This window comes from Micromonospora sp. WMMC415 (assembly GCF_009707425.1).
In the GTDB taxonomy this organism is placed as follows: Bacteria; Actinomycetota; Actinomycetes; order Mycobacteriales; family Micromonosporaceae; genus Micromonospora.
The window spans coordinates 3,056,938-3,078,342 of sequence record NZ_CP046104.1; the positions used below are offsets into that span (position 1 = coordinate 3,056,938).

Below are 21,405 nucleotides of genomic sequence, written 5' to 3' on the forward strand. Positions count from 1 at the left end.
ACGTTGAGCCAGGAGGCCCGTGACCTGAGCTGGCTGGTCAGCGCGTTCGCGGAGCGGGTGCCGGGGGTGGCGCACGCGGTCGTGGTCTCCTCCGACGGGCTGCTGGTGGCCATCTCCGATCACCTGCCCCGCGACCACGCCGACAAGCTCGCCGCCGTCACCTCCGGCCTGATGAGCATCACCGCCGGCGCGGCGCAGATGTTCGACGGGGACGTGGTCAAGCAGACGGTGGTCGAGATGGGTCGCGGCTACTTCCTGGTGATGCAGGTCCGCGACGGCTCGATCCTGGCCACCCTGGCCGGCGCCGACGCCGACATCGGCGTGGTCGGCTACGAGATGGCACGGCTGGCCAAGCAGGCGGGGGAGATGCTGACCCCCGCCCTGCGCGCGGAGCTCCAGCAGGCCCTGCCGCGCTGACCGGTCCCCGCCCGGGACCGCCGGCGGGCCGGCTTCGGGCGGGCCCGCCGGTCACAGCCCGCCGGCGGCGATCACCTCGCGGTACCAGTGCGCGCTGCGCTTGGGCACCCGCCGCTGGGTCGGGTAGTCCACGTAGACCAGCCCCCATCGCTGGTCGTACCCCTCGGCCCACTCGAAGTTGTCCAGCAGGGACCAGACGTGGAAGCCCTCCAGCGGTACGCCGGCGGCGAGGGCGCGGTGGGCGGCGGCCAGGTGGTCGCGGAGGAACCGGATCCGTCCGGCGTCGTCGACCGTGCCGTCGGCGGCGAGCGTGTCGGGCGTGGGCAGGCCGTTCTCGGTGACGGTCAGCGGCACCGGGCCGTAGTCGCGGGTGACCCGGGTGAGGATGTCGTACATCCCGTCGGGGTGGATCTGCTGCCAGTCGGCCTCCGAGGTCGGCCACCGCCGGACGGTGGTGCCGTCGGCGGTGACGTAGATCGGCGTGTAGTACTGCACCGCCACCAGGTCGACCGGGGCCGAGATGACGCCGAGGTCGCCGTCGCGGATGCCGCGGACCATCCGGCTGTCCGGCCCGAGGTCGGCCAGCACGTCGTCGGGGTAGCGGCCGGTGAGGGCGGAGTCGAGGTACAGCCGGTTCTCGTAGCCGTCGTGTAGCCGGGTGGCCTCGGCCGCGCCGGGTGAGTCGTCGGCCGGGAAGCAGGGGTGCAGGTTGAACGCCGGCCCGATCCGTCCGGTGCCGCCGCCGTCGCGCAGCGCCCGGACGGCGAGGCCGTGCGCGAGCTGGAGGTGGTGGGCCACCAGGTACGCGGCCTGCGGGTCCCGGTGCCCGGGGGCGTGGTGGCCGGAGAGGTAGCCGTTCTGCACGACGGTCTTCGGCTCGTTGATGGTGAGCCAGACCGGCACCCGGTCGCCGAGGGCGCCGAAGACGATGTCGGCGTAGTCCGCGAACCGGTACGCGACCTCCCGGGACTCCCAGCCGCCGGCGTCCTGCAGCGCCTGCGGGAGGTCCCAGTGGAACAGGGTGGCCATCGGCGCGATGCCCCGCTCGTGGAGCCCGTCCACCAGCCGCCGGTAGAAGTCGAGCCCGCGCTGGTTGGGTGCGCCGGTGCCGTCCGCCTGGACGCGGGGCCAGGAGATGGAGAACCGGTAGCTGCGCAGGCCCAGCTCGCGCATCAGGTCGAGGTCCTCGGCGTACCGGTGGTAGTGGTCGGCGGCGACGTCGCCGGTGTCGCCGTTGCGGGTCCGGCCCGGGGTCCGGCTGAACGTGTCCCAGATCGACTCTCCGCGGCCGTCCTCCTTCGCCGCCCCCTCGATCTGGTACGCGGAGGTGGCCGCACCCCAGCCGAAGCCGGGTGGGAAGCGCAGGCCCGCGGCCGGCGTCGCCGCGCCCTCCGGGTCGTGCGGCCCGTCGCAGCCGGCCAGTACGCCGCCCGCCGCCGTCGCGGCGGCGAGTCCGGCGTTGGTGGCCGCCGTCGCGGTGGCCGAGAGCGCGGCGCGGCGGAGCAGCCGGCGCCGGGTGAGTATCGACATGGGAGTCTCCTCTGGACGTGCCACCGGGAGCGCTCCCACAACAGCGCGGGGTGAGCCTCCGGCTCTCCCGGCCGGGAGTCCGGGGCGACGGGAATGTCACGGGCGCGGCGGGGTCGGCCGTTCGCCTCTTTCTCCCACCGTGAACGGGGGTTTAGTGTGGGGACGGGGGAGGGCAACCCCCGTCCCCACCGGTGCTGCACACGCACGTTCGGGATGGGCGTCCAGTCGTGCGTGTCGCGCGGGAGCCGGGCCACGCGAGTGGCTTGAGGATCCACCTCCCTCCACAGTGGTGGGATGATGGCCGGCGGCGGCGTCCGGGCTGGCCCGCCGTCGGCCATCGGGGCCTTCCCGGCACCGGCAGGACCGGGTCCGGGTGATCTTCCTGGTGGAACTTCGTCGATGGAAGCGCTCCCATCGGCGATGGTGCGACTGTAACGCCCGTCACCGCTTTGTGAAAGCCCCAAAACGAGATCGAAACATCGATCTGCTGCAACGCGCCCACGTGCTTGTGGGAGCGCTTCCATGCATGGCACACTGACGCCCGAGCCAGCGTCACGTGAGCGCGGGTCGCCGAGGGCAGCCGGTGCGTCCGGCGCGGCACCCGAGGTGGGACGGCAGGTCACCGTCGCTCCCGCCGGCCCCGGCCCCGCCGGGGAGACCCTCATCCCGGGCGCCTCGCCCACCGGTACGACACCGGCCAGGCGCCCCGCCGGGACCCCGACCCGTCCCGGCCCGGTCCGAGGAGACACCGCGCACATGAGACATCTGGCACGACGTCGCCGGTTGGCGATGGTCGCCGTCACCGCGCTGGCCGTCGGCGGGGTCACCCTGCCCGCCGGCGTCGCGCAGGCCGCTCCGGCCTGCGACGTGGTCTACGCGACCAACGACTGGAGCACCGGCTTCACCGCGAACATCACCATCAGGAACCTCGGCGATCCCGTCAACGGGTGGACGCTGCGGTTCGCCTTCCCCGGCGACCAGCGCATCACGCAGGGCTGGTCGGCGAGGTGGAGCCAGACCGGCAACCAGGTCACCGCCACGAACGAGTCGTGGAACGGCAACCTCGGCACCGGCGCCTCGACGAACATCGGCTTCAACGCCTCGTACAGCGGCACCAACGCGAAGCCGACGTCCTTCTCGGTCAACGGGGTCACCTGCGGCGGGGCGCAGCAGCAGCCGCCCACGGTCGCGCTGAGCGTGCCGGCCGGGCCCTTCGAGGCACCCGCCGACGTGCCGCTGACCGCCACCGCCAGCGACCCGGACGGGACGATCGGCAAGGTCGAGTTCTACCGCAACGGCCTGCTGGTCAACACCGACACGACGGCCCCCTACGGCTACACCCTGGAGGACCTGCCGGCCGGTGACTACACGGTGCAGGCCAAGGCGTACGACAACGCGAACCTCTCCGCCGTCGCTGAGCAGGCGTTCACCGTCACGCCGGCCTCCGGCCCGCAGCTCCTCGCCACCCCGTCCGCGGTGAGCGTCACCGAGGGCGGGACCTCCACGGTGAACCTGAAGCTGACCAGGGCGCCCGCGGCGAACGTCCCGGTGTCCCTCGCCCGCACCGGGGACACCGACGTCACCGTCGCGCCGACGTCGGTGACGCTCACGCCCAGCAACTGGAGCACCGGCGTGAACGTCACCGTCGCGGCCGCCGAGGACAGCGACACGGTCGGCGGCACCGCCACCATCACCGCGTCCGCAAGCGGGTACGCGCCGCTGGCGATCACCGCCACCGAGATCGACAACGACGTGCCGGGTGGCGGCGACGGCGAGTACGTCGAGCGCTTCCTCGCCCAGTACGGCAAGCTCAAGAACTCGGGGTACTTCAGCCCCGAGGGAGTGCCGTACCACTCCATCGAGACGCTGATCGTCGAGGCGCCCGACCACGGGCACGAGACCACCTCGGAGGCGTTCAGCTTCTGGCTGTGGCTGGAGGCCTACTACGGCCGGGTCACGCAGAACTGGGCGCCGTTCAACAACGCCTGGACGGTGATGGAGAAGTACATCATCCCGTCGCACGCCGACCAGCCCACTGCGGGAGCGGCCGGCACCCCGCAGTACGCCGCCGAGCACGACCTGCCCAACCAGTACCCGTCGCAGCTGGAGCCCAACGTGTCGGTGGGCCAGGACCCGCTGCGCTCCGAGCTGCAGTCCACGTACGGCACCGGCGACATCTACGGCATGCACTGGCTGCTCGACGTGGACAACGTCTACGGCTTCGGTCGCTGCGGCGACGGCACCACCCGGCCGGCCTACATCAACACCTTCCAGCGCGGCACCCAGGAGTCGGTGTGGGAGACGGTCCCGCAGCCGTCCTGCGATACCTTCGCCCACGGCGGCCAGTACGGCTACCTCGACCTGTTCATCAAGGAGTCCAACGCCCCGGCGAAGCAGTGGAAGTACACCAACGCGCCGGACGCCGACGCCCGGGCCGTGCAGGCCGCGTACTGGGCGCTGACCTGGGCCAAGGAGCAGGGCAGGGCGGCCGACGTGGCGGCCACCGTCGCCAAGGCCGCGAAGATGGGCGACTACCTGCGGTACGCCATGTTCGACAAGTACTTCAAGAAGATCGGCAACTGCGTCGGCCCCACCGCCTGCCCCGCCGGCAGCGGCAAGGACTCGGCGCACTACCTGCTCTCCTGGTACTACGCCTGGGGCGGCGCGTACGAGCCGAACCAGAACTGGTCCTGGCGGATCGGCTCCAGCCACAACCACTTCGGCTACCAGAACCCGTTCGCCGCGTGGGCGCTGACCAACGTGAACGAGCTGAAGCCGAAGTCGCCGACCGCGGTCGCCGACTGGGAGAAGAGCTTCGAGCGGCAGCTGGAGTTCTACACCTGGCTCCAGTCCGCCGAGGGCGGCATCGCCGGCGGCGCGACCAACAGCTGGGGCGGCCACTACGGCCAGCCGCCGGCCGGCACGTCGACCTTCTACGGCATGTACTACGACGTCGACCCGGTCTACAACGACCCGCCGTCCAACCAGTGGTTCGGCATGCAGGCCTGGTCGATGCAGCGGATCGCCGAGCTGTACCTGGTCACCGGCAACGCGAAGGCCAAGGCGCTGCTCGACAGGTGGGTGCCGTGGGCCATCGCCAACACCACGGTCGGCACCAACTGGTCGATCCCGTCGGACATGCGCTGGACCGGCCAGCCCACCACCTGGAACCCGACCAACCCGCAGCCCAACACCAACCTGCACGTCGAGGTCACGGTGAAGGGTCAGGACGTCGGCGTCGCCGCCGCGTACGCCCGGACCCTCATCGCGTACGCGGCGAAGTCGGGCAACGTGGCCGCGAAGAACACGGCCAAGGGCCTGCTGGACGCACTGCACGCCGCCAGTGACACCCAGGGCGTGTCGACGGTGGAGAAGCGTGGCGACTACCGGCGCTTCGACGACGTCTACGACGCCAGCACCGGCCAGGGGCTCTACGTCCCGCAGGGCTGGACCGGCGAGATGCCCAACGGCGACGTGGTCGCGCCGGGCAAGAGCTTCGTCGACATCCGGTCGTTCTACAAGAACGACCCGGCCTGGCCGAAGGTGCAGGCGTACCTGAACGGCGGGGCCGAGCCGGAGTTCCGGTACCACCGGTTCTGGGCCCAGGCGGACGTCGCGATGGCGTACGCCGACTACGGAAAGTTGTTCCCCGACGGCTGACCGCACACCTCCGGGCGGGCGTCGAGTACGCCCGCCCGGGACCGCCGGCCGGGCGTGGGGGATCGTGACGCCCGCCGGTGGACGGCCTGACTCCCCACGGTCAGGCCGGGGTGGGCCGGCCGTCCGGCCGACGCAGCGGATCGGCCGGCCCACCCCATCACCCGGTTGTGCACAGGGCGCGAAAAAGCCCGAAAAAGGGGCCCGTCGGGGATCACGGACGGGACCGCGACGGAGTAACGTACGTCACCGGAGAGGCCGCTCCCCCCGTGGCGGCCTCTCCCTCATTTTGCGGCCGTCATCGCTCGTGGGCGGTCGTCGCCGGCGTCGCGAGCGTCGCCGGGTCCAACGGGTGACGCAAACCGGGATGGCCGGCGGGCAGCGACCGGCGGACCACCACCCAGCTCACCGCGAGCGCGGTCGCCACCAGCGGCCAGGTGAGCGCCACCCGGGCGACGGTCAGCGCGACGACCTGCCCGCCGAGCCACAGCGGCAGGAACACCGCCACCCGCAGCAGGTACGTGGCGGCCCACACCCAGCTACCCCGCCGGTACGCCCGCAGCAGCGCCGGATCCCGCCGCCACCGGCCACGCTGGCGGAGGGCGACGCCGACGAGCACCCCGAGCAGCGGCCAGCGGATCACGATGCTGACCATCCAGGCGAGCGCGCTCGCCGCGTTGGCCACCAGCTGCACCAGGAAGAAGTCCTCGGCGCGGCCGGTCCGCAACGCGACCAGCGCGGCGACGCAGACGGCGAGCAGACCGACCAGCACCGACCGGGGCCGCTGCCCGCGGCGCCACCGCCAGACGGCCACCGCCGCCCCGGTCACCAGCGCGGCGCCCACACCGAGCGGCAGCGACTCCCCGCCGAGCAGCCAGCCCGCCGCGAACGCCACCGGCGGCAACGTGGCGTCGACCGCCCCGCGGCGCCCCCCGAGCAGGTCGGCGAGCGACTCCGGCGGCCCCGCCGGGGTCGTGCCCTGCTCCGGTGTGCTGGTCACCGTTCACCTCCTACCGTCCGCGCCACGAGTGCCGGTCGAAGCGGCGTCCAGGCGCCGGTCACCGGGCCCGGCGCCGGTTGACCGGCACCCGCGGGACACGTCCCAACCTAGTCGCGGAGCGGTGGCGGGCCACCCGGGCGGCGGCTGTGACGTGTCGGTAGGTTGTCGGGGTGCGGACGACGGCGAGGGGCTGGACGGCGGTCTGGTTGGTCGTGCTCGTGCTGGTGCAGGCGGCCGCCTTCCTCGCCGTCTGGCGCGTGGCCGTGCACACCGAGCTGGGCCAGTGGCTCGACACGGTCGCGCTGACCGGCAACCGGATCGGCCAGGACCGCATCGACGAACCGGTCGACCGGATCCTCAACGCCATGTCGGTCGTGTCGCTGCTGGCCGCCACGGCCGTGATCGGCTTCATCGCGCTGATCCGGGGGCGGATCGCCCTCGCGGTCACCGCCACGCTGCTCATCGTCGGCGCGAACGCCACCACCCAGGCGCTCAAGTACGGGCTCGCCCGGCCGGACTTCGGCGTCGACCCGGAGCGAATCTACGCCGGCAACAGCCTGCCGAGCGGGCACACGACGGTCGCCGCATCGGTCGCGGTGGCCCTGGTGCTCGTCCTGCCCCGTACGATGCGGGCCGCCGGCGCGTTCATCGGGGCGGCGTACGCCGCGGCCGCCGGAGTCGCCACCCTCTCCGCCGGCTGGCACCGGCCCAGCGACGCCGTGGCCGCGTACCTCGTGGTGGGCGTCTGGGCGGCGCTGGGCGGGCTGCTGCTGCTGATCACCCAGCGGGAGCAGGCGCAGGTCGAGTCCGCCGACGCGCACCGGGTCGCCGCCGGCGTGCTCGGCATCGGCGGCGCACTGGCGGTGGTGGCCTGCGCCCTGGCCCTGACCTGGCTGACCGACCTGCCCTGGGTCGCCGCGGACGAGCTGAGCCGCCGCCCGCTCTTCGTCGGGTACGCGGGTAGCGCCGCCGGGATCGCCGGCACCATGGGCATCGTCATGGCGCTGGTGCTGGTCAGCGTGCACCGCCTCGTCCCACGGATCAAGGGCTGACCGTGCCGGCGGTACGCGAGGCGTTCCGGGACGAGTGCGGCCGACTCGTCGACGTGCTCCGCCCCATCACCGAGGACGACCTCGACCGGCCCACCGACTGCCGGCCGTGGGCCGTCCGGGACCTGCTCGCGCACGTCCGCACCGGGCTCGGGCGGCTGACCGACATGCTCGCCGCCCCGGCACCGCCCCGGGCGGAGGTGGACGCCGCCGGCTACTTCGGCGCGCCGAAGTTCACCCCGCCCGTCGACGCCGCGCGCATCGACGCCGGCCGCCGCGAGGGCCGGGACCTCACCGCCGCGGACCTCGCCGACGACGTGGACCGGGTGTGGCGGGCGACCCTCGAGGCCGTCGACGCCGAGCCGGCCGGCCGGCTGGTTCGCACCCGGCACGGCGACGCGATGACCGTGGTCGAGTTCCTGCGTACCCGGGTGGTGGAGGTCGGGGTGCACGGCCTGGACCTGGCGGCGGCGCTCGACCGGCCGCCGTGGCTGACCCCGACCGCGGCCGCGGTCGTCGCCGACCTCCTCACCGGCGGCCGGCCGGCGCCGGACGCCCTGGGATGGGACCGGCTCACGCTGATCCGCAAGGCCACCGGCCGGACACCCCTGACCGGCGCGGAGCGGGCCGTCGTCGACGCCGCCGGCTTCCGCTGGCTCTCCTTCGCGCCCTGACCGCCGCGCCGGCGGCGGCCCGTGCCGCCGTCGGGTCGGTGGTGCCCCGCGTCAGGCGGCGGGCAGGGCCTCGCCGGCGGGTCGCGGCGCCGGGACGTGCGGGACCGCCTTGCGGAGCTGGTCCAGCACGACCGGGTCGATGCGGCCCGGCACCAGCCGCTCCTCCAGGTTCTCCAGGCCCGCCCAGGAGAACAGCGCCTCCTCGGGAGCGGCCGGGTCGGCGGGGTGCCCGAGAGCGGTGAGCAGGGCGGCGACCTCGGCGGCGACCGCGCCGGTGAGGTCGAGCAGGGTCGCCGGGTCGGGCCGGCTGAACAGCAGCGTGTGCACGGCGAGCAGCCGGCCCAGCTCGGCCACCGGGTCGGGATGGTCGTCCACCCGGAGGTCCACCAGGACGTCGCCGGTGCCGCCGTACCCACCGCCGCGCTCCACCACCAGCAGCCCGGCGCTCTGCCGGCCCCGCCGGTCGCCGCCGGCCTGGTCACCGGCGCGCAGGGCGGCGACCAGGCGGTCCGGGAACGCCAGGGTCGACCCGCCGAGCCAGCCGTCGCGCACCGCGTCGATCACGTGGGGGCCGGCGAGGATGTTGCCCTGCGCGGCCCACCCGTCCCCGGCCTGGCCACCCGCCCAGGGATGGCACGCCGGGCCGGTCCAGGAGGCGCCGGCCCCGCTCGCGCCGACCACGCCGAGCTGCCGGTGCTCGCGCTCCGGATCGGCGGCGACCAGGCCGGCGACCACGTCCGTGGCGGCCACACCGGTACGCAGCAGCGCCAGGCCCTGCGGGCGGTAGGCGAGGTTCACGTGGGCCTGGGTGGCGAGGGCCCCGACCTCGGCCTCGGCGGCCGGGACCAGGGCGCCCGCGGCGAGGAACCTGCTGGCCACGACGACGCCGTGCAGCCGGCCGTCGTCGGAGCGGGCGACGAGCGAGAAGGTCACGCAACGGAGGGTAGCGCGCGCGGAAGACCGCGCACCGGATCTTGCTCCTCGACGTCGGGAGCCGACATCATCGACGGGTGACGACGCGATGGGGTATGACGGTGCCGCTGGGCGGGGGTGGGTCGCGGTGAACCTGACCGACCGGGTCGTGGTGGTCACCGGCGGCGCCGGGGGCATCGGGTCGGCACTGGCCCGGCGGTTCGCCGCCGAGGGCGCCGCCGCCGTCGTGGTGGCCGACCTGGACGGCGACGCGGCCCGCGCGGTCGCCGGGACCGTCGGGCCGGTCGCGCACCCGGTGCGCGTGGACGTCACCGACGAGGAGCAGGTGAGCGCGCTGGTCGCCGACACCGAGCGGCGGTACGGGCGCATCGACCTGTTCTGCGCCAACGCCGGCGTGGCGACCGGCGGGGGCGTCGACGCGCCGGACACCGACTGGGACCGGGCCTGGCGGGTGAACGTGCTCTCCCACGTCTACACCGCCCGGGCGGTGCTGCCGGCGATGCTCGCCCGGGGCGGCGGGCACCTGCTCATGACCTGCTCGGCGGCGGGCGTGCTGACCGCCGTGGGCGACGCCCCGTACACGGCGACCAAGCACGCGGCGGTCGGCTTCGCCGAGTGGCTCGCGATCACCTACCGGGACCGGGGCATCCGGGTCAGCGCCCTCTGCCCGCAGGGCGTCGACACTGCGATGCTCTCGGAAGGGCTGACCGCCGGTCACCTGGGCGCGAAGGTGATCGCCGCGTCCGGCGCGGTGCTCACCCCGGACCAGGTCGCCGACTCGGTGGTGGCCGGGCTCGCCGAGGAGCGCTTCCTGATCCTGCCGCACCCGGAGGTGGCCGCGTACGCCCTCCGCCGCGCCGAGGACCCCGACGGCTGGCAGGCCGGCCTGCGGAAACTGGTCCGCCGCCTCACCGCCTGACGCAGCGGGTCCGGGCGGCGGAACCGGCCTGCCCGCGGCTTGCCGGCGTCTGCGATGCTCGAAACGATGACGACCGACCGCCTCTCCGGACGCCCCACCCTCCGCCTGGTCCTGGTGGTCACGGCGGTCGCGGCCGTCGTCGCGGTCGCCGTGCTCGTCGTGCCGCTGCTGCTCCCGCCGGGCCCGCGCCCGCACTTCCAACTCCCCGTCGCCTGCGGCGAGAGGTGGCGACTCGGTACCTATCCCGGCCACGACGACTACGACGTCGACCTGTTCCCGACGGCGGGCGACCCGTGGGGCCGGCCGGTGCTCGCGTCCGCCGCCGGGAAGGTCACCGTCGCGGGAATCAACGGGTCGCTCGGTGGTCGTACCCCGGGCAACCCGACCGGCCCGCGCGGGCGCGGCGGTGGCTACTGGGTGAAGATCGACCACGGTGGCCGGTGGGAGACGCAGTACCTGCACCTGCTCGAACCGCCGCTGGTCGAGGTCGGCCAGCGCGTCGCCCAGGGCGAGCAGATCGGGCGGGTCGGCAGCACCGGCAACTCCGGCGCGCCGCACCTGCACTACGAGCAGCGGCGTGGCTGGGAGAAGGTCGAGACCTGGTTCGACGGCGCGCCGTCCGGCGTCACCACCGACGACCGGGAGTACTCGGTCACGCTGACCAGCAACAACTGCGTCGACGGCGAACGATAGGTGTCGGGAGCCCGGATGGTGACGGAGGAGCGGGCCCGGGAGGCGTGGTCGGTGGTCGACCGGGTGGCCGGGTGGGCGGCCGGCCGCGAGGACGTCCGGGGCGTGCTGGTGGTCGGCTCCTGGGCGCGCGGGGCGGCGCGGATGGACTCCGACATCGACATCGTGGCCCTCACCGACGACCCGCGGTACGCCGACGCGGACCTCTGGGCCGGTCTGCTCGGCGGCGAGGTGACCCGGCTCGCCGAGTGGGGGCCGCTGCGGGAGATCCGCGTACGGCGCCCGTCCGGGTTCGAGGTCGAGATCGGTGTCGCTCCGGTGAGCTGGGCGCGCACCGGGCCGGTCGACGCCGGCACCCGCCGCGTCGTCAGCGACGGGCACCGCGCCGTGCACGACCCGGCCGGCCTGCTGGCCGCGCTGTCGGCCGCCTGCGCGCCGTGATCGGATGACGGCCGCCGGTCGACGCGCGGTCTCAACGCCGGCCCACCGTCATTCGCTCACCACGGCGTCGTCCGTCCCGGGCGCTCACCCGGCCGGTGGGGGGACGCCGGGCCCGGAACAGGGGACCGGGATGCACGGACCAGAGAAGCCGGCGCCACCACGGACGGGCGGCGCGGAGCGCCGCCACGTAGCCCTGAGCGGCGACGACGGCCCGGGTCGACTGTTCCTCGGCGACCGTGCCCGGTGCGAACGCCACCCGGTTGAGCAGGCCCGCCAGCTCCCGGACACCCGCCCCGACCGCCTCGTCGTCGGTCCCGGCGGGAGATTGGCGTGCGGTGGCGAGGACGTCGCGGGCGCGGGCGGCGATCTCGGTGGCCGCCAGGTCGCCGGAGACCGGATGACCGGCGAGGCGCAGCGCGTCGGTCACCTCCCGCCAGGCGCCCGCCACGCGCTCGCCGGGGCCACCCCGGGACAACCGGTTCCGGCTGAGCGAGCGGCGCAGCCACAGCAGGGCCAGCAGCAGCGCCGCCGCCACCAGCAGCGTGCCGCCGGTGCCGCCGGCCACCAGCACCGGGGTGGACGGGCCGCCGGACCCGGCCGGCCGGCCCGGCGCGGCCACCGGCTCCGGCGGGAGCGTCGGCTCGGGGGTGGGCTGCGGCGCCTCCGACGGCGGCGGCTCCTCCGGCGGCGGCCGGAAGTCCTCCTCCACCGGGCGCGGCTCGGTGTCCGGCCGGGGCAGCGGGTCGAACGGCACCCAGCCGAGCCCGTCGAAGAGCACCTCCGGCCAGGCGTACGCGTCACCGGCCCGCACCGGGCCGCTGCCCGGCGACTGGAAGCCGACCACCACCCGGGTGGGCAGGCCGGCGAGGCGGCCCAGCACCGCGAACGCCGCCGCGAACTGCTCGGACGTGCCGCGCTGCCCGCCCGCGTCGCGGGGACCGAACAGGAAGAAGGCCAGATTCGGGTACGCGTGCCCGCTCGGCGCGTCCGCGACGAGCCGGTAGTGCTCGGCGAGGAACTGCTCGACGGCGGCGGCCCGCGCGTACGGTGCCCCGTTGGACTCGGCGAGCTGGGCGGTGAGCCGCCGCAGCGGGTCGGGTACCCCGTCGGGCACCCGCAGCACGCGGGCCACCTCCTCCCCGGCCGGGACGTTCGCCGTGGCCAGGAGGTTGGCGTCCGGCCGCTCCCGGGCGGAGGTCACCGCGTACCGCAGCCCGGGGGTCAGCCCCTCCGGGCGGATCAGCGTCCCGGTGGCCGGGTCGTACGCCACCCGCGCTCCGGTGACCTCGCGGGGGGTGGCGACGGCGGGCAGCAGCCGCCCGGTCAGGTCGGCGACGGTGATGTCCTGCCGTACCGTGTCGACGGTGCTGCCGGCGGCGGGCGCCGTGGCGGGCAGGATCCGGCCGGCGTTGCGGTACGTCGCCCCGACCCGCCAGGTCACACCGTCGTAGTCGCTGAGCACCGCCAGCCGGATCCGTACGTCGTCGCCGCCGGCACCCGCGGTCGGGCCGCCACCGGCGGGCGGTTCGGCGCCGGCGTCGGTCGAATCCGCGCCGGATGACGGCCGCGTCGTCACCTCCAGCAGCCTCTGGTCCGGGTTCAGGGCCCAGCCGGAGATGCGGATCAGCGGATTCTCGTCGAGGGTGTCCACCCGGGGCGGATCCACGTACCGGCGGGGATCCACCGGGTGCCCCCCGACCTGCCCGGCGAGCGCCGGACCGAGCAGCGCGGCCAGCCCGACCACCACCGCCGCCCCGGCCGCCGACGCCCCGGCGAGCCGGGTCCGCAGCGCGGCGCGCGCCGCCGGTGGCAGGCCGAGCGCCGGGTCGTCGGCGGCCGTCCCGGCCGCACGGGGGACGGCGAGCCCCAGCACCGCCACCGCCACGAACGCCAGCGTCGGCCGTACCGCCGGGTCGGCGTTCGGCCCGACCACGTAGAGCGCGCCGGCGTAGAGCAGCACCGGCGGCAGGTAGCCGAGCAGCACCCGGCCCGCCCGCAGCGCCACCTCCGTGGCGGCGAGGCCGGCCAGCCAGGCGGCGACGACCGGGACCAGCACCGTGTCCGGCGTGGGCTCGACCGGGATCATCGCGGTCAGCAGCCGGGGGATGCCGTTGCGGGCGGCGTCGGCGGCCACCTCGACCAGCGATCCGGGCAGGTCGGCCCGGCCTGCGGCCAACCGCAGCGACCACAGTGTCCACGCCGTCATGCCGAGCACCGACAGCGGCGCCACCAACCACGACGGCAGCCGCCGGCACGCCATCCCGACCAGCACCGACCCGGCTGCCGCGCCCGCGACCAACCCGGTGAGCAGTCCCCCCGCGTACACCCGCCCCAACGCCACCCCGGCGAGCGTCACCATGCCCCCCACCGCCACCACCACCGGAATGTCGGTAAGGAAGGGCCCCCTTTTAACGCCTGCGGTAGTAGAAGGGCCCCTTGTTAACACCTCTGGCCGGGCATCCACCGGGTCCGGGTGCGGGGGTCGGGTCGTCGCGGTCACCAGCGCCGCACCCGGTCCCACTCGGCGGCGAACGCGGCGCCGTCCACGGCGTCGATCACCACCAGGTCGGTCGCCTGCGCCGGCCGCGCGGCCCCGAACACACCGACCACCACCGACGGGTACGCGCCCCGCAGCGCCCCGATCCGCCCGAGCGAACCCTGCCCGCCGGGGCCGGTGAGAACCACCAGCGTGTCGCCGGGGCGGTCCCGCCGCAGCCGGGTAAGGGTGGCGTCGAGTGCATTCTCGCCGAGCTGCGCCGCCGCGAGCCGGTCCAGCGGGGCCGTGCCGGATCCCGCCGCGGTGAATCCCGTCGTGCCGGTCGCTTCCGGCGCGACCAGCAGCAGCACCACCGGCAGGTCGGCGCGGACGGCGGCGGTGACCACCGACGCCGCCGCCTCGCACGCCGACTCGAACGACTCCGCCACCCCCTCCACCCGATCCGGGTGGGCCGTCGCCCGGTTGTCCAGCAGCACCACCAGGCGGGGCAGGCTGGTGTCGACGTTCTCGCGGACCATCAGCTCACCCACCCGGGCGCTGGTCCGCCAGTGCACGCGGCGCAACTCGTCGCCGACCACGTACTCCCGCAGCGAGTCGAACGTGATCGAACCGTGCGGCACGGCGTCCACCCGCCCGTCCAGGCTGCGGCCGGCGCCGGTCGGCACCGCCGTCAGCGGGTGGATCCGCGGGTGCACCCACACCGGAACCGTCCCGCCGTACGGGCGGGACAGCGCCACCAGCCCCAGCGGATCCCGCCGGGTGACCCGCAGCGGCCCCACCGGCACGACACCCCGGCGTGCCGTCGGCACGTCGTACCGGACCGTGGTGTCCCGCCCGGGACGCAGCCGCAGCAGCGGCACCGGCACACCCGCCCCGCCGCACCGGTCCTCGGCCACCAGGCTCGCCGCGCGCAGCCGGCCCGTGTTCCGCACGGTCAACGTCATCGCGGCCGGCTCACCCCGGGCCACCCGGTCCGGTTCGGCGTGGCGCGTCACCTCCAGCCGGGGCCGCCACGCCGCGGTGACCAGCGCGTACCCGACCGCGGTCCCGGCCGCCGCGCCGAGCAGCGCCAGTTCCGGGTACCCGAACCGGAAGCCGACGGCCAGCAGCACGACGGCGGCGACGAGCAGCCCGACACCCCGGGCGGTGATCCCCACGGCAGCGCCCCGGTCAGCTCCGCGCCGGGGCCGGCTGCCCGGAGGGGAGCGGCACCGGCACCGAGGCGACCGCCTGACGCAGCACCTCCGCCGCGGTCACCCCGCGCACCTGCGCGTCCGGGGTGAGCAGCAGCCGGTGCGCGAAGACCGGCTCGGCGAGGGTCTTCAGGTCCTCCGGCATGATCCAGCCCCGCCCGTCGATCAGGGCGTACGCGCACGCCGCCCGGGTCAGCGCGATCACCCCCCGGGGACTCACCCCGACCCGGACCTGCGGGTGGTTCCGGGTCGCGGTCGCGAGCTTGACCGCGTACGCGTACAACGGCTCGGCGATGTGCACCCGCCGGGCCATCCGCACCATCTCCCCGACGGTGGCCGTGTCGGTCACCGGAGTCAGCGCCTCCGGGGAGCGGATCGTCGCCCCGCGCAGCACCTCCACCTCGACCGCCTCGTCCGGGTACCCGACGGAGAGCTTCACCAGGAAGCGGTCCAGTTGGGCCTCGGGCAGCCGGTACGTGCCGTCCATCTCCACCGGGTTCTGCGTGGCCACCACCAGGAACGGCTGCGGCACCGGATGGCGGACGCCGTCCACGGTGACCGTGCGCTCCTCCATCACCTCCAGCAGCGCCGACTGGGTCTTCGGCGACGCCCGGTTGATCTCGTCGGCGATGACGATGTTGGCGAACACCGGCCCCGGGTGGAACTCGAACCCCCGGGTCGCCTGGTTGAAGATGGTCACCCCGGACACGTCGGAGGGCAGCAGGTCCGGCGTGAACTGGATCCGCCGCCACTCACCCTTCACCGTGGCCGCCACCGCCCGGGCCAGGGTGGTCTTGCCGACCCCCGGCACGTCCTCCAGCAGCACGTGCCCCTGCGCGAACAGGGCGGTCAGGGCGAGCCGCACCACCTGCGGCTTGCCCAGCACGACCGCGTTGACGTTATCGGCCAGCCGGGCGGCGAGCGCGGCGAAGCCCTGCACCTCCGGCTGGGTGAGCGGCTCGGGGGGATTCACGCGGTGGTGCTCCTTGCCTGGCGTCGAAGTCAGCAGGTGGGCAGGACGCCGATGTCGTCGCCGCCGTCGAGGTTCAGCCAGGCCCAGGGGATGTAGTTGCGTCCCTTGTAGTCGACCTGCACCCACCAGGTGCTGCGCTTGTGGTCGTTGTAGATGTACGCGTACACCTCTTCGCCCTGCCTCTTGCAGAACGCCTTGAGCCGCGTCCCCGGCCGCGCCCACCCGACCTGCCGGTTGTTGTCCTGCCGGGGAACGGAGAAGACCTCGTTGCCGTTGCGGCCGTCGACGTCCGCGTCGCAGTACGTGGCCTCCGCCCCGGAGTCACCGTTACGGCAGGTGGCCGTCCCGTAGAGCGCGGCGGTCGCCTGGGCGCGCGTGGCGGTGCCCTGGCCGGCCGCGTTGCTCGCGGTGACCGTGAACGTGTACGCCGTGCCCGGCGCCAACCCGGACATGGTGATCCGGGAGCAGGGGCCGGCCTTCGCCGGCTCGCCGCCGGTGCTGAGCGCGCAGGTCGCCTGACCGCCGCCGGCGTCCACGGTGAACGTCACCGTCGCCGCGGTGGCCGTCGCCGACGAGCCGGTCACCGTCACCCGGGGCTCAGCCACCGTCCGGGCGGTGGCGGTCGCCTCCGGACCGGGCCCGGCCTCGTTGACCGCCTTGACGGTCACCGTCACGTTCTGCCCGTCGCCCAGGCCGTTCACCGTCGTGCGGGTGTCGGTCACCTCGCTGCGCCGGCCGCCCACATCGACCAGGTAACCCGTCACCGGCCGCCCGTTCGGCTCGGCCGGGGACCACCGCACCGCGACCGTGCCGGGCTGGTCGGCCACCGTCGTCGCCCGCAGGTCCACCGGCCGCCCAGGCGCCGCGTACGGCACGACGGTGTTGCTCACCGGGGACGCCGCCGAACCCGCGCCCTTGTCGTTCACCGCCACGACCGTGAACGCGTACTGCGTGCCGTACTCCAGCTCGCCCGCCGGCACCACCAGCTCCGTCTTCGTCGCCTCGCCGGCCGGGGCGTTCGTGCCGGCCGAGGAGGCGGTGACCGCGTACTGGGCGATCGTGTTGCCCTGCCCGTTCGCCGCCGGCCAGCGCACCAGCACCGTGCCGTCCGGCCGCGCCTCGGCGGTGACGCTTGCCGGCGGGTCCGGGACCGCCGCCGTCGGCGTCACCGGGTTGCTGGTACGGGCCGGACCGTTGCCCTTGGCGTTGACGGCGAACACCGAGAACCGGTACGTCTCGCCGTTGGTCAGGCCCTTGACCTCGACCGCGCGCTGGTTGGCGCCCACCTCGACGCGCTGGCCGCCCCCGCTCACCACGTACCTGGTGATCTCGGCGCCGTTGGCGGCGGCGGCCCGCCAGTTCACCCGCGCCTGGGCGTTGCCGGCCGCGGCGGTGACCGCGCGGGGTGGCCCCGGCTTACCCACCGTCGGTTTCTTCGGCGGGGGCGGCGGCGGGGGAGCCGGCGGCGGGTCGCCGCCGAGCACGTCGTTGGCGTACTTGTCGACCTCGCGCACCTGGTGCCGGTCGTCCACCACCCGGGCGGTCGAGGAGTCGGGGGCGTTGATGAAGAGGTGGTTCTCCCGGACCTCCAGTTCCAGCGGCCCCGCCGGCCGGCCCTTCACGGTGTCGACCAGCTGGCCGGCACCGTCGAACGCGTACACGGTGCCGGTCGCCTCGTCCGCGCAGTAGATCCGGCCGGCCCACGACACGGCCGGGCCGAGGCCGGCCCCGCTGCCCGGCACGGTGAAGCTGCGGACCACGCCGTCGGTGACGACGTGCACCCGCCGCTCGGCCGGCACGGTGACCGGCACCGCCGGCCCGCTGGTGCGGGCGGGCAGCGCGGCGGGCGCGGACGTCGTCAGTGGCGTCCGCGTCACGTCGCCCCGGCGCACCAGGACCAGCACGCCCGCCGTCCGGTCGAGCACCGCCGCCCCGTCGTCCAGGGCGGACACGACCAGCTCGTGGCTCGGCTCGGCCACCTCGTACGTCTCGACCCGCTTCGGGCTGAGGCCCGCCCCGGCGGGTGCGGCGGACAATGGTGCCGACGGCAGGGGCGCGGCGGTGACCGCCGAGACCGTGCCCTCACTCGGGACGGCGATCCACAGCCGACCCTCGCCGTCGAACGACCCCCCGGTGATCCCCGGCGGGTAGCGGACCGGCTCGCCCACCGGCGCCAGCGAGCGCGGGTCGAGCTGCCGGACGACACCCTGCACCGCGTCCACCACGAACGCCGCGTCCTCGTGCAGCGCGACGTTCACGCCCAGTCCGGGGGTCGTCCGCGAGGTGGCCGTGATCTGGAGGGTGGCCAGGTCCAGCGAGCTGACCTGGCCGGTCGTCAGATCCCGCAGGACCAGCAGCCGGTCGGTCTGGGTGACCTGCATCGGGTGCCGCCGCGCGCCCGGAACCTCCACCCGGGTGTCCACCCGGGCGGTCACCCCGTTGACCCGGGCCAGCTCGCTGCGCGCGGTGCTCCACAGCCAGGAACTCGCGTCGTAGCTGGCGACCGCGTTGTCGGCGGCGCCGACACCCAGCACCGTCAACCCCAGCGCGGCCAGCAGGGCCGCCACCGTGGCGACGGTGACCAGCCCGCCCCGGAACCGGCGGGGCGGGGCGTTCACGGTGTCGTCGGCGGTGGCCACAACCGGCTGCCTCTCCGTGTCGTTTGAGCAGGTGACGGGGCCGGAAGCGGCGGCCCTCCCCGAAAGCCGGGTGCCATCATATGGGCCCGGCCGTGCCAGGGGAACCCGTACCGTCCCCCTGTGGACACACAGCGTGTGCGATCCCGCCGTCACCCCGCCCGGTCGGTGCAGACCTGTCCGGACGTGGCGAACGTGTCCGTCGAGTACACGGCGAGCACCGTGAAGCAGTAGTCCACCCGGGAGTTCAGCCCGTTGACCGTGTAGCTGGTCACACCCGGGTCCACCCTGGCCAGCACGCCCAGGCCCTGACCCGCACGACCGGCGGCCACCATGAACGGCACCGCTCCACCGGACGGGTCGGTCCAGGTGAGGGTGATCGTGGCGGAGTCGTCCCGCAGCGCCAGGTCCGTCGGCGGCGCACCGGTCGCCACGCTCGGGCTCGGGCTCGCCGTCGTGACCGGCGGGGGAGCGGCGGCCGGCGCCGGCTCGTCGCGGCCGAGCACCACCGCGCCCACTCCGGCGGCCACCACGATGGCCAGGCCCACGGCCGCGACCAGGCCGATCACCACGATGCGGTTCCGGCCGCGCCCCTCCGGCTCCCTGACCGGGTACGCGGACAGCCCACCCCCCGGCGGACCGATGGTCGGGTACGCGGGCTGGGTGCTGCCGGCGGTGCCGGCGGTCGGTGCGCCGCTGGTCGGGTACGCGGGCTGGGTGCTGCCGGCGGTGCCGGCGGTCGGTGCGCCGCTGGTCGGGTACGCGGGCTGGGTGCTGCCGGCGGTGCCGGCGGTCGGTGCGCCGCTGGTCGGGTACGCGGGCTGGGTGCTGCCGGCGGTGCCGGTGGCCGGTGCGCCGCTGGTCAGGATCGCCGGCTCGCCAGCGCCGGACGGAACGTCATACCGGCTGGCAAACGCCGGTGGTGCAGCGGCGTCCCACCGCGACTCGGCCATCACCCAGGGCGGGACCGGTGCCGCACTGACCGGGGGCCCGCTGGCGGGGGAGTGCGGCCAGGGAGGCTCGCTGACCTGCGACGGCCCGGGCGGCGTGCTCACCGGCGAAGCGGTGGCCGGAGGCGTCCCCGGTGGTGGACCGCCCACCGGGTGGTTCGAGGCGGGCCCGGTGTCCGGATCGCCGGCCGCCGCGCCTTCGGCGCCGTGCCGAGGAGCCACCGGCGGTGCCTGCTTGCCGGGCCGGGCGCTTCCGCGCGTGGCCTCCTCGGCGAGCAGCGGTTCGATCTGCCGTACCCGGACCGTCGGGGCGTCCCAACGCGTTCCGGGCACCGCCTCGGCGGACGGGCCGGCCGAGGTCGGCGGCCCGGAGGCGGGGGCCAGTCTGCCGCCCCGACCGTCGGCCGCGTCGGCCGGGCCCGTGTCGCTGATCGGCTGCCGGGAAGCAGGCAGGGTGGGCGACTGTCGCGTGGCGGTGCCGGGCGCCGTCCCGTGGGCTGCCGGCCCGCCCTTGACGGGGTCGGGCGCGGGCGGTGAGGGGTGCGGCTCGGGATGCGGCCGAGTCGCCTGGAACGCCGACGGCGGTGATCCCTGCGACGGGGCGTGCGTGACGGGCGGTGCCACGTACGCCGATGGGCCGGTCGTGGCTGCTGCCCGGTGTGGCGTCGCGCCGACCGGCCCGGTTGTGGTGGCTGGCCGGGATGGCCCGGCGGACGGCCCGGTTGTGGTGGCCGGCCGGGTCGGCTCGGCGGACGGAGGCCGGGTGGATGGGCTGGCAGCCGGGGGGACAGCCTGCGGCGACACCGGTGGGCCCGAGGTCGGGGCGACCACCTGCCGCGGCGCTTGCGGAACCTGGAGCGGGAAGGGGACTGGCGACGGCGCCGGCGGGGTGTGGAGCGGAGCGGTGACCGACGGCGGCGCGGGGCGGCCGGGTGCCGGAGCGGTCGGTGGCGGCGCAGAGGACGGGCCGGGGCCCGTGGTGGTCGACCGGGCGACCGTCGTGGCGCCGTCGTGCGGTCGCCAGGAGGTGCTGAGCACCGCCAGGGAAACCGTGGGTGCGGTCAGCGCGGCGAGATCGGGCACGCTCCCGGAGGAGCCCGCGCCGCCGGAAGTCGGCGAGGGTGGCGGGCCGACCGGGTGCACGTCCGGTGGAGGCCTCAGACCGGTCGACGCGGCGAGGCCGGGGGCCTGATCGACGGCGTCCGGCGTACCCGGCGCGGTGTCGGCCGGGGCGGGAGCGGCATCGCCGAGGTACGCGCGTGCGGCGCGTACCGCCGGATGGTCGGCGCCGAGCACGGCGGGCCCGGCGGTGGCGACGCGGCGGTAGTTGCGGCGGGCCTCGTGCCGGTTGCCGAGTTCGTCGGCCACGGCGGCCAGCTCGAAGGAGAGCGCCAACATCAGCGGGTCGGCGTGCGGCCAGCGGCGCTCGCCGGCCGCGAACGCCTCCTCCAGGACCCGGCGGGCGGCGGCCGGGTCGTCGGCCTCGCGGTGGAGCCGGGCCAGCAGGTGGGCGGTGCTCAGCACGTCGGGGTGGTCCGGGCCGTAAGGCGGACCGGCGGACTCGACGGCCTCGCCCAGCAACCGGCGTGCGGCGGTCAGGTCACCCGCGTCGCGCAGAGCGAGGGCCCGGTGCTGGACGGCGGCCAGGGGGGAGGGATGCGACACGTCGTCATGCTGCCGGCACGATGTGCTCCGACGCTACCCGGAGTGGCCCGTCCGTCCGGTTCCGCCCACCCGCCGGGAGTCGATGTGCATGATCCACGGGGGCGGTGTACAGTAACTCCCCGTGCGGCCCGCCGGGCGGCCGACCGGTGAGAAGATCACCTCGGCCGGCGCGGTAGGCTGG

Annotated in this window: 15 protein-coding genes; 7 read left to right on the forward strand and 8 right to left on the reverse strand. The window is 75.2% G+C overall.

The window, feature by feature from the left end; all coding sequences use genetic code 11:
* Window positions 1-3 precede the first annotated feature (3 nt).
* Window positions 4-417, forward strand: a complete 414-nt coding sequence (locus GKC29_RS14620) for a roadblock/LC7 domain-containing protein (RefSeq protein WP_230689074.1) — start codon at window positions 4-6, stop codon at window positions 415-417.
* Between the two features lie 51 nt (window positions 418-468).
* Here the strand turns inward: GKC29_RS14620 and GKC29_RS14625 are convergent, their stop codons facing one another.
* A complete protein-coding gene (locus GKC29_RS14625; protein ID WP_155331362.1) occupies window positions 469-1,947 on the reverse strand; it encodes a GH1 family beta-glucosidase in 1,479 nt (492 codons plus the stop codon).
* A gap of 765 nt (window positions 1,948-2,712) precedes the next feature.
* Here GKC29_RS14625 and GKC29_RS14630 point away from each other — a divergent pair.
* Window positions 2,713-5,607 carry a glycoside hydrolase family 48 protein gene (locus tag GKC29_RS14630; protein WP_196255920.1) on the forward strand — a complete coding sequence of 965 codons (2,895 nt, stop codon included), beginning with the start codon at window positions 2,713-2,715 and terminating at the stop codon, window positions 5,605-5,607.
* Window positions 5,608-5,902: 295 nt separating this feature from the next.
* On the opposite strand, the gene GKC29_RS14635 is transcribed toward GKC29_RS14630, so the two are convergent.
* Window positions 5,903-6,604 (reverse strand): DUF3159 domain-containing protein, encoded by a 702-nt coding sequence (locus GKC29_RS14635; protein ID WP_155331364.1) that lies wholly within the window; start codon window positions 6,602-6,604, stop codon window positions 5,903-5,905.
* A 170-nt stretch (window positions 6,605-6,774) separates the two neighbouring features.
* On the opposite strand from GKC29_RS14635, the gene GKC29_RS14640 reads away from it, so the two are divergent.
* Both GKC29_RS14640 and GKC29_RS14645 read left to right on the forward strand, forming a co-directional pair.
* Complete coding sequence (locus GKC29_RS14640) at window positions 6,775-7,656, forward strand: phosphatase PAP2 family protein (protein WP_155331365.1); 882 nt, start codon at window positions 6,775-6,777, stop codon at window positions 7,654-7,656.
* Window positions 7,653-8,327 (forward strand): maleylpyruvate isomerase N-terminal domain-containing protein, encoded by a 675-nt coding sequence (locus GKC29_RS14645; protein WP_155331366.1) that lies wholly within the window; start codon window positions 7,653-7,655, stop codon window positions 8,325-8,327. The genes GKC29_RS14640 and GKC29_RS14645 overlap by 4 nt, the downstream gene beginning before the upstream one ends.
* Window positions 8,328-8,378: 51 nt before the next feature.
* On the opposite strand, the gene GKC29_RS14650 is transcribed toward GKC29_RS14645, so the two are convergent.
* Complete coding sequence (locus tag GKC29_RS14650; protein WP_155331367.1) at window positions 8,379-9,260, reverse strand: DUF1028 domain-containing protein; 882 nt, start codon at window positions 9,258-9,260, stop codon at window positions 8,379-8,381.
* Window positions 9,261-9,387: 127 nt separating this feature from the next.
* Between GKC29_RS14650 and GKC29_RS14655 the strand changes: the two genes are divergently transcribed.
* From GKC29_RS14655 to GKC29_RS14665, 3 genes are all read left to right on the forward strand, one after another.
* Window positions 9,388-10,179 carry an SDR family oxidoreductase gene (locus GKC29_RS14655; protein WP_155331368.1) on the forward strand — a complete coding sequence of 264 codons (792 nt, stop codon included), beginning with the start codon at window positions 9,388-9,390 and terminating at the stop codon, window positions 10,177-10,179.
* 66 nt (window positions 10,180-10,245) lie between these two features.
* Entirely contained in the window at window positions 10,246-10,872 is a 627-nt protein-coding gene (locus GKC29_RS14660; RefSeq protein ID WP_155331369.1) for a M23 family metallopeptidase, read from the forward strand.
* Between the two features lie 15 nt (window positions 10,873-10,887).
* Window positions 10,888-11,310 carry a nucleotidyltransferase domain-containing protein gene (locus tag GKC29_RS14665; RefSeq protein ID WP_155331370.1) on the forward strand — a complete coding sequence of 141 codons (423 nt, stop codon included), beginning with the start codon at window positions 10,888-10,890 and terminating at the stop codon, window positions 11,308-11,310.
* Window positions 11,311-11,341: 31 nt separating this feature from the next.
* Here GKC29_RS14665 and GKC29_RS14670 read toward each other — a convergent pair whose 3' ends face one another.
* The 5 genes from GKC29_RS14670 to GKC29_RS30560 form a co-directional block, all read right to left on the reverse strand.
* Window positions 11,342-13,831: a transglutaminaseTgpA domain-containing protein gene (locus GKC29_RS14670; RefSeq protein ID WP_370463345.1), complete on the reverse strand. Its 2,490-nt coding sequence runs from the start codon at window positions 13,829-13,831 to the stop codon at window positions 11,342-11,344.
* Window positions 13,807-14,964 (reverse strand): DUF58 domain-containing protein, encoded by a 1,158-nt coding sequence (locus GKC29_RS14675; RefSeq protein WP_155331371.1) that lies wholly within the window; start codon window positions 14,962-14,964, stop codon window positions 13,807-13,809. Before GKC29_RS14675 ends, GKC29_RS14670 begins: the two co-directional genes overlap by 25 nt.
* Window positions 14,965-14,977: 13 nt before the next feature.
* Window positions 14,978-15,973 carry a MoxR family ATPase gene (locus GKC29_RS14680; RefSeq protein ID WP_155331372.1) on the reverse strand — a complete coding sequence of 332 codons (996 nt, stop codon included), beginning with the start codon at window positions 15,971-15,973 and terminating at the stop codon, window positions 14,978-14,980.
* Window positions 15,974-16,002: 29 nt separating this feature from the next.
* Window positions 16,003-18,612: a fibronectin type III domain-containing protein gene (locus GKC29_RS14685; RefSeq protein ID WP_155331373.1), complete on the reverse strand. Its 2,610-nt coding sequence runs from the start codon at window positions 18,610-18,612 to the stop codon at window positions 16,003-16,005.
* 149 nt (window positions 18,613-18,761) lie between these two features.
* Window positions 18,762-21,224: a tetratricopeptide repeat protein gene (locus GKC29_RS30560; RefSeq protein ID WP_370463346.1), complete on the reverse strand. Its 2,463-nt coding sequence runs from the start codon at window positions 21,222-21,224 to the stop codon at window positions 18,762-18,764.
* Window positions 21,225-21,405 lie beyond the last annotated feature (181 nt).

What these genes read in the sequence shown, in the direction of transcription:
- GKC29_RS14660 (WP_155331369.1), top strand. Translation starts at nt 10,246, where the DNA reads ATGACGACCGACCGCCTCTCCGGACGCCCCACCCTCCGCCTGGTCCTG.
- GKC29_RS14625 (WP_155331362.1), bottom strand. Translation starts at nt 1,947, where the DNA reads ATGTCGATACTCACCCGGCGCCGGCTGCTCCGCCGCGCCGCGCTCTCG.
- GKC29_RS14665 (WP_155331370.1), top strand. Translation starts at nt 10,888, where the DNA reads ATGGTGACGGAGGAGCGGGCCCGGGAGGCGTGGTCGGTGGTCGACCGG.